Annotated in this window: 13 protein-coding genes and 1 tRNA gene; 6 read left to right on the forward strand and 8 right to left on the reverse strand. The window is 70.1% G+C overall.

All coding sequences use genetic code 11. The features are described 5' to 3' along the window. On the reverse strand, positions 1–389 hold a 389-nt coding region (locus U4E84_RS15110; protein ID WP_322532944.1), incomplete at its 3' end, for an AAA family ATPase. A gap of 293 nt (positions 390–682) precedes the next feature. On the opposite strand from U4E84_RS15110, the gene U4E84_RS15115 reads away from it, so the two are divergent. Further along, positions 683–949 carry an HAH_0734 family protein gene (locus U4E84_RS15115; RefSeq protein ID WP_322532946.1) on the forward strand — a complete coding sequence of 89 codons (267 nt, stop codon included), beginning with the start codon at positions 683–685 and terminating at the stop codon, positions 947–949. A gap of 15 nt (positions 950–964) precedes the next feature. On the opposite strand, the gene U4E84_RS15120 is transcribed toward U4E84_RS15115, so the two are convergent. The 3 genes from U4E84_RS15120 to U4E84_RS15130 form a co-directional block, all read right to left on the reverse strand. Next, entirely contained in the window at positions 965–1,579 is a 615-nt protein-coding gene (locus U4E84_RS15120; protein WP_322532959.1) for an L-threonylcarbamoyladenylate synthase, read from the reverse strand. A gap of 138 nt (positions 1,580–1,717) precedes the next feature. Next, positions 1,718–2,227: a redoxin domain-containing protein gene (locus tag U4E84_RS15125; RefSeq protein WP_322532947.1), complete on the reverse strand. Its 510-nt coding sequence runs from the start codon at positions 2,225–2,227 to the stop codon at positions 1,718–1,720. A gap of 1 nt (position 2,228) precedes the next feature. Then, positions 2,229–2,489, reverse strand: a complete 261-nt coding sequence (locus U4E84_RS15130) for a glutathione S-transferase N-terminal domain-containing protein (RefSeq protein ID WP_322532948.1) — start codon at positions 2,487–2,489, stop codon at positions 2,229–2,231. 206 nt (positions 2,490–2,695) lie between these two features. Between U4E84_RS15130 and U4E84_RS15135 the strand changes: the two genes are divergently transcribed. Next, on the forward strand, positions 2,696–4,072 hold the full coding sequence (locus tag U4E84_RS15135; RefSeq protein ID WP_322532949.1) for a hemolysin family protein: 1,377 nt from the start codon (positions 2,696–2,698) through the stop codon (positions 4,070–4,072). Positions 4,073–4,153: 81 nt separating this feature from the next. After that, positions 4,154–4,804 (forward strand): Dna2/Cas4 domain-containing protein, encoded by a 651-nt coding sequence (locus U4E84_RS15140; RefSeq protein WP_322532951.1) that lies wholly within the window; start codon positions 4,154–4,156, stop codon positions 4,802–4,804. Positions 4,805–4,812: 8 nt separating this feature from the next. On the opposite strand, the gene U4E84_RS15145 is transcribed toward U4E84_RS15140, so the two are convergent. Then, positions 4,813–5,301 carry a cupin domain-containing protein gene (locus U4E84_RS15145; protein ID WP_322532952.1) on the reverse strand — a complete coding sequence of 163 codons (489 nt, stop codon included), beginning with the start codon at positions 5,299–5,301 and terminating at the stop codon, positions 4,813–4,815. A gap of 74 nt (positions 5,302–5,375) precedes the next feature. Continuing rightward, complete coding sequence (locus U4E84_RS15150; protein ID WP_322532953.1) at positions 5,376–6,122, reverse strand: NAD(P)-binding protein; 747 nt, start codon at positions 6,120–6,122, stop codon at positions 5,376–5,378. Positions 6,123–6,435: 313 nt separating this feature from the next. Here U4E84_RS15150 and U4E84_RS15155 point away from each other — a divergent pair, with 313 nt between their 5' ends. Continuing rightward, positions 6,436–7,986, forward strand: coding sequence for a 2-isopropylmalate synthase (locus U4E84_RS15155; RefSeq protein WP_322532954.1), 1,551 nt, complete (start codon positions 6,436–6,438; stop codon positions 7,984–7,986). A gap of 38 nt (positions 7,987–8,024) precedes the next feature. On the opposite strand, the gene U4E84_RS15160 is transcribed toward U4E84_RS15155, so the two are convergent. Beyond that, entirely contained in the window at positions 8,025–9,695 is a 1,671-nt protein-coding gene (locus U4E84_RS15160; RefSeq protein WP_322532956.1) for an alpha-amylase family protein, read from the reverse strand. 138 nt (positions 9,696–9,833) lie between these two features. On the opposite strand from U4E84_RS15160, the gene U4E84_RS15165 reads away from it, so the two are divergent. Then, on the forward strand, positions 9,834–10,145 hold the full coding sequence (locus tag U4E84_RS15165) for a hypothetical protein (RefSeq protein WP_322532957.1): 312 nt from the start codon (positions 9,834–9,836) through the stop codon (positions 10,143–10,145). Between the two features lie 56 nt (positions 10,146–10,201). Here the strand turns inward: U4E84_RS15165 and U4E84_RS15170 are convergent. After that, positions 10,202–10,286 (reverse strand) — tRNA-Ser (locus U4E84_RS15170). A 112-nt stretch (positions 10,287–10,398) separates the two neighbouring features. Between U4E84_RS15170 and U4E84_RS15175 the strand changes: the two genes are divergently transcribed. Further along, positions 10,399–10,787 (forward strand): AAA family ATPase (locus tag U4E84_RS15175; RefSeq protein WP_322532958.1); only part of this gene is annotated, 389 nt, incomplete at its 3' end.

A 10,787-nucleotide genomic window follows, 5' to 3' on the forward strand; every position in this document is an offset into this window, starting at 1 on the left:
ACCTGCCCCTCCTCCATCGCCTCCAGGAGCGCCGCCTGCGTCTTCGGCGGCGCGCGGTTGATCTCGTCGGCGAGCACGACGTTCGCGAACACCGGCCCGGGTTGGAACTCGAAGCTCCGGGTCTTCTCGTCGAAGACGTTCGAGCCGACGACGTCGGACGGCAGCAGGTCGGGGGTGAACTGGACGCGCGAGAAGGAGACGTCGACCGCGTCCGCGAACGACCGGGCCGTGAGCGTCTTTCCTGTTCCCGGGACGTCCTCGAGCAGGACGTGACCGTCGGAGAGCATCCCGACGAGAATGGTCTTCAGCGTCGACCGCTCGGTGACCACGGCCGCGGCGATCTCGTCAAGGAGTTGATCACTTCGTCGCTGCACAGTCGCGGGATTCATATCGACCGGATGGGCGTCGGCCCGTTTGGTTATAGCCCTGATAAACTGGGTTTGGTCGGCGTACCCTTCCGCTTCGGTCGAGCGTGCGGTCTCACGTGACTCCGCGTACGGCCGGGAGAGGACGCGTGGGCCCGCGCGGTCCGCGAACGGCGGTGACAGCCGCCGCCTACGAGCTCGAGCGAGCACTCAGGAGTGACCTGCGCGCCGTCATCGGACTCGACTGAAGCAGGGGTTCGAGGCCGCCGATCGACCGTATCGAAGCGATTAAGCACGGAACCCGCAAACGACGGGGTATGCAACACCTCATCATTCGCGGCGACCCCGGGATCCGGCGGGACGCGGTGATCGAGTACGACGGCGAGGAGCTGGTGTGTTTCGGCATCAACGTCCAGGGCGGCTGGCACGGCCCGGACGAGCCGCAGCTCTGGTGTACCGTGGGAACGGAAGACGAGCGCGACGCGTACGACAAACGCGAGTACGTCCCCCACTGGCTCGACGTCGACGCGGTCGACGCCGAGGAGATCGACGTGCTGAGCGAGAAGGGCGCCCTGTCGGTCTGAGGCTCGCGGTCTGTTCTACACCGGCGGGTCAGCCAGCCACGCCTCGATCGCTCCGGCCATCGCGCCGCGGCGGTGGATCGTCCCCGACTCGGGGTCGACCACGGTGCTCTCCGTGCCGGGCGTCTCGCCGTCGTCGATCACCGCGCCGACGCCGGCGCGGATCCGGTCGTCGAGGTCGTCGAGTCGAGTGACGCTGCCGCTCCCGGAGACGTTCGCGCTCGTCGCGGTGAGGGGGCCGGTCTCCCGGAGCAGCGCCCGGGCGAGGTCGTGGTCCGGCACTCGGATCCCGACCCGGTCGCCGCCGGCGGTGAGCGCGTCCGGAATCGCGTCGCCGCGCTCGACGACGACGGTCACGGGGCCGGGGAGGAACGCCCGGGCGAACGCGACGGCCCGTTCGGTCGGCCGGGCGTACCGAAGCGCGTCGTCAACGCTCGCGACCCCCAGCGAGAGCGGGTTCGACCGGTCGCGGCCCTTCAGCTCGAACACCCGCTCGACGGCGTCGGGGTCGAGCGCGTCCCCGCCGAGCCCGTACACCGTCTCCGTGGGATAGACGACGAGCTCGCCGTCGGCGATCGCCACGGCCGCCCGTCGGACGTCGTCCCGGCGGCTCGCGGCGTCGCGTTCCGGGATCGCGTCCGCCTCGGACGAGCGCTCGCGGTCGTTTCTGTCGTCTCTCACGGGCGACCGTTCGCCGTCGATTTAAAAAAGGGTGACGTGTGTGGACGGCGCGTTCGCACGGCGGGCCGGGGGACGCGTCCCTCGCCGACCTCAGTCGACGAGCCGGTCGACGGCGTCGTCGATCTCCTCGGCGTCGGGGAACTCGGGGTGTTCGCTCGCGACCCACGCGTACTCGACGGCGCGGTCGGAATCGAGGAGGAACACCGCCGGGCGCGTCTCGGTGATCCCGGTCATGGCGTCGATGTCGTGTGCGAGGCCGTACTCCTCGACCACGCCCGCGCCGGGGTCCGAGAAGATGCGGACGCCCTCGCCGCGCTCGGCGAGCAGGCGCTTGTGGGCGTACGGCGTCGAGATCGACAGGCCGAGCACGTCGACGTCGTCGGCCCACCCGCGGTCGTCGATCGTGTTGTACAGGTACGTCGCCTGGAACGCGCCGTCCATCGGGTGGAAGACGAGGAGCGTCGGCCCGTCGACGACGTCGGCGAGCGCGCGGTCCTCCCAGTACTCCCCATTCACGAGCGGTCGGGTGAACTCCGGAGCGGTGTCGCCCTCGACGACGTGGTCCGTCTCGGGCAGGGAGACGACGTCGAAGTCGGGCATCTCAGGCACCTCCCTCGGCGTAGGTGGCCTCCAGGTACTCGACGATGTTCGCGCTCTCGGACATCGTCACGCCGGTCTCGCGGTCGACGATGGCCGGGACGCTTCGAGCGCCGGAGACGCGCTTGACGACGTCGCGATCGGAGTGCATCGGCTCGACGTACCGGGACCGGTACGCGAGTCCGAGCTCGTCTAGGATCCGGACGACGCGCTCGCAGTAGGGACACGCCTGCAGCCGATACAGGGTGATCTGTGGCTCGCTCATGCCCGGCGGTTCGGCCGCGGAACGTGTAACCGTGTCGGCCGCGGCACGGGCCGTGCGCTTCCGGGGCGATCGGCGGTGCCCCGCGCCCGCCCGCCGACCCGTCGCCGGCTCCGCTGTCGGCCCCGTCGTCGGTCCGTCGAATCGTCCGGCGACTCGGGGCGCCGAAGGTAATCCTTTAACCGTCCGCCCACGGAAGACGAATGAACATGGGCTTGTCGTCGAGCACGCTGACGGCCGATCTGCTGCAACTGCCGATGCCGGGAGAGAGCACGGTAACCGTCCTCGGCGTTTTCGCGATCCTGGTGCTGGTCGGCCTGTCGGCGTTCTTCTCCTCCTCGGAGATCGCGCTGTTCTCGCTCCCGCAACACCGGGTCGACAGCCTCGTCGACGAGGGGATCACGGGCGCGAAGGTGATTCAGGGCCTGAAGCAGAACCCGCACCGGCTGCTGGTGACGATCCTCGTCGGCAACAACATCGTCAACGTCGCGATGACCGCCATCGCGACGGCGCTGTTCGGAATCTACCTCTCCCGGGGGCAGTCCGTGCTGGCGTCGACGCTCGGGATCACGACGCTGGTGCTGATCTTCGGCGAGAGCGCGCCGAAGTCCTACGCCGTCGAGAACACCGAGTCGTGGGCGCTCCGGATCGCGCGCCCCCTGAAGCTCTCGGAGTACGCCCTCTACCCGCTCGTGGTGCTGTTCGACTACATTGTGAAAGGCGTCAACAGCGTCATCGGCGGCTCCGCGGCGATCGAGTCGACGTACGTCACCCGCGACGAGATCCAGGACATCATCGAGACGGGCGAGCGCGAGGGAGTCATCGAGGAGGAGGAACGGGAGATGCTCGACCGCATCTTTCGGTTCAACAACACCATCGCCAAGGAGGTGATGACGCCCCGCCTCGACGTCACCGCGGTCGCGAAAGAGCAGTCGGTCGAGGAGGCGATCGAGACGTGCATCCAGGCGGATCACGAGCGCGTGCCCGTCTACGAGGGGAACCTCGACAACATCATCGGCGTGGTGACGGTGCGGGACCTGGTGCGCGAGCTTCGCTACTCCGAGGGCGAGCCCTCCCTGGAGCGGGTCGTCAAGCCGACGCTGCACGTCCCGGAGTCGAAGAACGCCGACGAGCTGCTCGCGGAGATGCAGGACAACCGCCTCCAGATGGTCACCGTCATCGACGAGTTCGGCACCACGGAGGGGATCATCACCTTAGAGGACATGGTCGAGGAGATCGTCGGCGAGATCCTGGAGGGCGACGAGGAGGCGCCCGTCGAGTTCCTCGAGGAGAACGTCGCGGTCGTCCAGGGCGAGGTGAACATCGACGAGGTCAACGAGATACTCGAGATCGACCTGCCAGAGGGCGAGGAGTTCGAGACGCTCGCCGGCTTCGTGTTCAACCGGGCCGGGCGGCTCGTCGAGGAGGGCGAGGAGATCGAGTTCGACGGCGTCCGGATCCGGATCGAGCGCGTCGACAACACGCGGATCATGTCGGCTCGCGTCACGGTGCTCGACGACGAGGAGGTCGCCAGCGACGGAGCGGCCGACGGCGCGGCCGAGCCGCCGACCGACGACGCCGCGTAGCGAGTTCGAGACGCCGACCGCCGACCGCCCTTGATCCCCGCAGTCCGCACCTTTACCGGCGAAACCGCGCCCACCCTCTCCGTGATCCCCTTCAGCGACGTGGCTCGCGCGGCCTACTGTCCGCGACAGCTCTACTACGCCCGCCGCGACGACGACCGGGACGTTCCGCCCGAGGCCCGCGCTCGGATCGACCTCGCCTTCCGGTATCCCGCGCTCGCGAACGCGCCGGACGCGACGCTCCGGCGGCTCCCGATCCGTCGCTCGCCGGCCGCCTATCGACGGAACCTCGCGCGGCTCGGCGAGCGCGACGACTACGAGAGGCTCGTCGCCCCCGAGCGCGAGCGCGCGAGGGTCCACAAGGTGCTCGGCGGCGGGGACGGCGACTCTGAGTCCCGCGCAGACCCGCCCGTTCCCGCGGTCGTCTCTCCCGGCGAGCCCCCAGAAAACGGCGTCTGGGGGCCGCAGTCGGTCAGGGCCGTCGCCGTCGCCAAGGCGGTCGCGTGGGAGCGCGGGCGCGAGGTGCCGCGCGCGCTCGTGGAGTACCCGAGCGTCGGCGCCGTCCGCGAGGTCCGCCTCACGACTCGACGGAAGGCCGCCTATCGCCGGGCGCTGCGGGCCGCCCGCGCGATCGACGGGCCGCCGTCGCGCGTCGACGACGACCGGTGTTCCGCCTGCGACTACCGGGAGGAGTGCGGAGCGGGTCGCCGGTCGTTCCGGTCGCTTCTGGGGTGAGCCGCCCGCTACGGCGAGAACGACGTGCCGCACTCCGGGCACGTGAACCGGAACCGCCCCTCGTCGGTCAGCTCGGTCGCGTGCGGGCGCTCCTCACCGCAGGTCCGACACTCGATCAGCGACTCGATCTGCTCCCAGTCGTGGCGCGCGCCGGGCGCGCCGAACGCCCACGCGACGACGCCCTCGTCGGCGTCCTCGCGCACGAAGCCGGACTGGAACTCCCCCGGCGCGAACCGGATCAGCTCGCCCGCCCCGACGTCGACGCGCTCGCGATCCCGGCCGACCTCGAAGGTGGCGGTCCCCGAGATCACGTAGAACACCTCCTCTTGGTCGCCGTGGGTGTGGAGCCCGCCGGAGAAGGCGTCGCCGGGCGCGAGCTCGAAGTAGTTCATCGCGACGTGCTCGGTGCCGAGCGCGCGAGAGACCGGCCTGCGCACGTCGTGGACGCCCATCGGATTCGTGACGACGTCGACGTCGTCGACCGCGACTCGCTTCACGTTCGACCGTTCGTGGCCCACCGGGAAAGCGTTCCGGCGGCGGGTCGCCCGGGTCACGCGAGCGGTCCGGGCGGTCAGATGAAGTTCGCCACGTTCTGTCCGCTGGTTATCTCCGGGATCACGACGGTGTCGGCCCCGGCCCGGCGCGCGAGCGACTCGTACATCTCGTCGCCGACGCGCACGACGATGTTCAGGGCCTCGGACAGCTCTTCGGCCACGATGGCGATCTGGATGTTGGCGTTGGAGTCGTCGATGGCGGCGACGACCGTCGCCGCGCGTCCGATGCCGGCGTCCGCGAGCACCCCCTCGTGGCGGGCGTCGCCGAGGACGACGAGGTGGCCGTCGTCGTCCGCGCGGTTCGCCTGCGTCTCGTCGGTCTCGATCACGACCACGTCGTGACCGTTGTTCGAAAGCTGTGCCGCGATCGTGCGCCCGAACATCCCGTAGCCGCAGACGACGACGTGGCCTTCGAGCGTCTCGATGGTTTTGCGATCTTGCATGCGTTTCACCTCGTCGCGGATCCGTCCGCCGAACGCCGTCGTCAGGACGGTCTCGCCGATCCACACGCCAGACAGCACTAATCCGACCGTCACCAGCACGGCGAACCCCTTCGTCGCCTGCTCCGGGCCGGCGTGGTCCCGGAAGTGGAGGTCGACACTCGTCGGGTCGACCACCCAGAACGCCGCCTCGACGACGCCGACGTCCCCGAGCGCGGCGTATCCCGCGATCGCCGTCAGCACGACCGCGAGGAACGTCCCCACCGGCCGGAGCACGCGCCGGAGGAGGGGACGGGCGGCGACCGATCGATCGAACGGAATCACGTGTTACCAAGCCGCATGGACGGAGTTAACTCCGTCCCTCCGAGCAGAGTTCGCCGGTTCGGGAGCCCGGAGACCACCCTGCCGTCTCCGCGCACCCACGGGGGTCAATACCTGTCTCGATCCGACGACTTATGTGTGTGTGAGCCCTCGCCGTGGACACGAATGACACGAGACGATCGTGGTCGTTCGGGGGATAGAGGAAGTCGCCTCGCGGCGGCTGGCCGCGAAATTCTCCGACGATAACGACTCCGGGGCACGACCGCCCCACGGCGGCACCGACCCCGAACCCACCGCGGAGCCGACGGACCACCTTTTGACCCGAACACCACTCACCGACCTCGACGAGGTACAGCTGTTAGACACCACCTTACGCGACGGCGAGCAGATGCCCGGCGTCTCGCTGACGCCGGCCGAGAAGGTCGACGTCGCCCGCGAGCTCGACGCGACCGGGATGCACCTGATCGAGGCCGGCTCGGCGTGCACCTCCGAGGGCGAACGCGAGGCCATCCGTCGGGTCGCGGAGGAGGGGCTCGACGCGACCGTGACGAGCTTCGCCCGCGGCGTGCGAGCCGACGTCGACCACGCGCTCGACTGCGGCGTCGACGGGATCAACCTCGTCGTCCCCGCCTCGGACAAACACGTCGAGACGAAGGTCGGCTTGACCCGCGACGAGGTCGTCGACACGACGGTCGAGCTCGTCGAGTACGCGAAATCCCACGGCCTGTGGGTCGAGGTGCTCGGCGAGGACGGCTCCCGCGCCGACCTCAACTACCTCGAACGCCTGCTCGGCGCCGGCCTCGACGCGGGCGCGGACAGGATCTGCTACTGCGACACCGTCGGCGCGGCCGACCCGGAGCGAACGGCCGAGGTCGTCTCCCGGCTCGCCGACCTGGGCCCGACGAGCCTCCACACCCACGACGACCTCGGCTTCGGCGTGGCGAACGTCCACGCCGGGCTGAAGGCGGGCGCCGACACCGTCCACGGCACCGTCCTCGGGGTCGGAGAACGCGCCGGCAACGTCGCCCTAGAGGAGGTCGCCGTCGCGCTCGCACGCTCGTACGACGTGGAGACGGTCGACCTCTCTCGGCTCTACCGGCTCTGTCGGACCGTCTCGGAGGCCACCGGCGTCGCGCTCCCGCCGAACAAGGCGGTCTGCGGCGCCAACGCCTTCGCCCACGAGTCCGGGATCCACACCGACGGCACGCTGAAGGACGGGACGATGTACGAGCCGTACCCGCCCGAGACGGTGGGCCGCGAGCGCCGGCTCGTCCTCGGGAAACACGCCGGCCGCGCGGGCGTCAAGGCCGCGCTCGCCGAGCACGACGTCGCCGTCGACGCCGACGAGCTGAGCGCGGTCGTGAGCCGCGTGAAGGAACTCGGGGACCGGGGGAAGCGCGTCACCGACGCCGACCTGCTCGCGATCACCGAGGACGTGCAGGGGCGCGAGCGCGACCGCCGCGTCGAGCTCGTCGACCTGTCTGCCACCTCCGGCGGGAACCTCCCGACGGCGTCTGTCCGGCTCCGCGTCGGCGACGACGAGCGCGTCGCTTCCGGCACCGGCGCCGGTCCGGTCGACGCCGGCCTCGAGGCCGTGCGAGTCGCGCTGGTGGGCGGTTCGACCGGCGAAGGGGTCTCCTTCGAGCTCGACTCCTACCACGTCGACGCGATCACGGGCGGCACCGACGCGGTCGTCACCGTCGAGGTCGACCTCTCGCGGGGCGACCGCTCCGTGAGCGTCTCCTCGACGGACGCGGACATCACCCGCGCCAGCGTCGTCGCGATGGTCGACGGGCTCGACCGCCTGCTCTCGGCCGCCGCCGAGGACGGGTCGGCGCCGGACGCGACCTCGATCGCGGACGACTGAGGGCCACGGGCCCCGCGTCGGCCGATGCGCCGTCGCTCCTACCGCTTCTCGCCGCGCAGCCAGACGTAGTCGCAGGCGTCGAGTTCGAACGTGACGCCCCCCTTCGCGACGTAGTGCTCGCCGTCGCCGACGACGTGTTCGACGGTGTCCGGGTCGACGTCGAAGCCGACGATCTCCTTCCGATGCCCGTCGGCGAGGTTGTGCGCGCAAAGGAGGACGGTCTCGTTCGCGTCCGCTCCGTCCTCCCGCTCGTAATCGAACCGGTGGACGCGCGTCTCCCTGTGGTCGGCGTCGAGCGCGCGGTAGTCGCCGCGGGCGATCTCGGGGCACGCGTCGCGCGCCGCCACGAGGTCCTCGACTCGCGAGAGCAGCGACTCGGGGTCGCCGCGCTGGTCGGCGACGTTCACGCGGTCGTACGCGTACCGCCCCTCGTCGACCACGGGGTTGTAGCAGTCCTCGGGGTCGGCGGTCGAGAAGCCGCCGTTCGGGGAGTCGTCCCACTGCATCGGCGTGCGGACGGCCTCGCGCTCGGGCAGGGAGAGGTCCGCGCCCATCCCGATCTCGTCGCCGGACTGGAGCGCGACGGAGCTGGGCAGCGAGAAGAGGAGGCTGTGCGCGAGCGCGATCCGGTCGCGGTCGCCGCCGTACAGGTCGGCGAGCCGCAGCCGGTGGCCGCGCTCGAAGATCCACGAGTCGCCGGCGTCGTCGCCGAAGTACTCGCGGGCGTGCTCGAACGCCTCCTCGGGGAGCTTCAGCAGGTTCCACTCGTCGTGGTTCCGCAGGAAGTTCACCCAGCCGCCGACGCCGGAGACGTCCGGGAGGATCTCCTCGGCGCGCTGGAGCGGCCAGGTGTCCTTCACGCCGACCGCGTACGTGAGGTGGGCGTTCATCACGAAGTTGAACTGGAGGTGGAACGCCTCGCCGTCGCCGAAGTAGTAGTCGAGGTGCTCCGGCTCGTCGTCGGCCTCCGCGAGCAGCACCGCGTCCGACTGCTCCGCCTCGACGACCCGCCGCATCCGTTTGAACAGCTCGATCGACTCGCCGAGGTCGGTCTCGTCGAGCGTCGTCGCGTCGTGCCCCTTCGGCATCAGCATCGGGTGGGCGGCGTCGATCCGGAAGCCGTCGGCGCCCTGGCCGAGCCAGAACCGGAGCACGTCGTACAGCTCCTCCCGGACGGCGGGGTTCGCGACGTTGAGGTCGGGCTGGTGACCGTAGAACTGGTGGAAGTAGTGTTTGCCGGCGGCCTCGTCGTACGACCAGACGCCGTCCTCGTACTCGGGGAAGATGTTGCCGCGGTGGTGGGCGTCCTCTATGTGGCTGGTCCACAGGTAGTAGTCGTGGTACTCCGACTCGGGGTCCTCTCGCGCCCGCTGGAACCACTCGTGCTCGTTCGAGGTGTGGTTGAAGACGAGGTCGGTGATCACCCGGATCCCCCGTTCGTGCGCCCGATCGGCGAACTCGCGGAAGTCGGCGAGGCTCCCCAGCCGGTCGTCGACGTCGTAGTAGTCGGCGACGTCGTACCCGTTGTCGCGGAGCGGACTCGGGTAGAACGGCCGGATCCAGAGCGCGTCGACGCCGAGCCCGTCGAGGTAGTCGAGCCGCTCGGTCGCTCCCCGGAAGTCCCCCCACCCGTCGCCGTCGCCGTCGTTGAACGTCTTGACGTCCAGCGAGTAGATCGTCGCGTCCTCGTACCAGTCCGGATCGCTCATGGACCCGGCTACGGAGTCGGGGGTTTGGTTTCTTGTGGTTCGTCCCGGCTGGTCGACCCGACCGCCGGGGCGTCCCGATCGCGTCGCGAGCGGTCGCGTCTGACGAGGTTTTTAAGCGACGACGCCCGAACGTCGCCCGTGAGCGTCGTCGTCGCGGTGAAGCCCTCGGCGCGCAAGCGCAACGCGAAGGTGGGGCGGCTCGTCTTCGAGGACGGTCCCCGTCACGCCTTCGAGAGCCGCGCGGACGCGGAGCGCTGGGCGGCCGACCTCTCGACGGGCGACGGTCACGTCTGGGTCGCGAGCGCGCACCCCCGCGACGGCGACGACGTCGACTGCTACCTCGTCTCGCGGGCGACGAACGCGAAGCTGGAGGCGGCCTACGACAAGCGCCGGCGCCGCATGCGGGGGGACCCCGGGTCCGTACAGGAGTCGCTGGGCGGGCGGCCGTAAGTCGGTCGCGGTCGACGGCCCGACCGCATCGCTCGCGGGGTGGGGTTCGAGAGAAGCGCCGAGGCGGAGATTTGAACTCCGGTGTCCGAATGGACAGTAGATTTCGAATCTACCGCCTTGGCCAGGCTAGGCTACCTCGGCTCACGTGCGGGTTGGCCGGTTCCGCTGTTATGCGTTTCGATCGCCGCCGATCGATCCCGAGCCGCACCGTCCCGCCGGCAACGCTTTTCGGGGCGGCGCCCGTGGCGACCGCATGGACGTCCCCGAAGCGGCGGCGGCGTGCGACCGCGTCGTCGACGAGGTCGGCGGTGCGGTCGTCGCCGACCGCGAGTTCCTGGACCGCGTCACGCTCGGAATCCTCGCCCGCGGTCACGTCCTCTTGGAGGACGCGCCCGGCACCGGCAAGACCCTCTCGGCGCGCTCGTTCGCGACCGCGCTCGGCCTGGAGTTCTCGCGGATCCAGTTCACGCCCGACCTCCTCCCGAGCGATGTCACCGGGACGAACGTCTTCGACGAGCGCGACGGCTCCTTCTCCTTTTCGCCCGGGCCGGTGTTCGCGAACGTCGTGCTGGCCGACGAGATCAACCGCGCGCCGCCGAAGACGCAGGCGGCGCTCCTGGAGGCGATGGAGGAGGGGCAGGT

The sequence above is a fragment of the Halorubrum sp. AD140 genome (assembly GCF_034497445.1).
Classification (GTDB): Archaea; Halobacteriota; Halobacteria; order Halobacteriales; family Haloferacaceae; genus Halorubrum.

Coding starts and splice junctions, on each gene's coding strand:
- U4E84_RS15115 (WP_322532946.1), top strand. CDS start 683: ATGCAACACCTCATCATTCGCGGCGACCCCGGGATCCGGCGGGACGCG.
- U4E84_RS15125 (WP_322532947.1), bottom strand. CDS start 2,227: ATGCCCGACTTCGACGTCGTCTCCCTGCCCGAGACGGACCACGTCGTC.
- U4E84_RS15130 (WP_322532948.1), bottom strand. CDS start 2,489: ATGAGCGAGCCACAGATCACCCTGTATCGGCTGCAGGCGTGTCCCTAC.
- U4E84_RS15135 (WP_322532949.1), top strand. CDS start 2,696: ATGGGCTTGTCGTCGAGCACGCTGACGGCCGATCTGCTGCAACTGCCG.
- U4E84_RS15160 (WP_322532956.1), bottom strand. CDS start 9,695: ATGAGCGATCCGGACTGGTACGAGGACGCGACGATCTACTCGCTGGAC.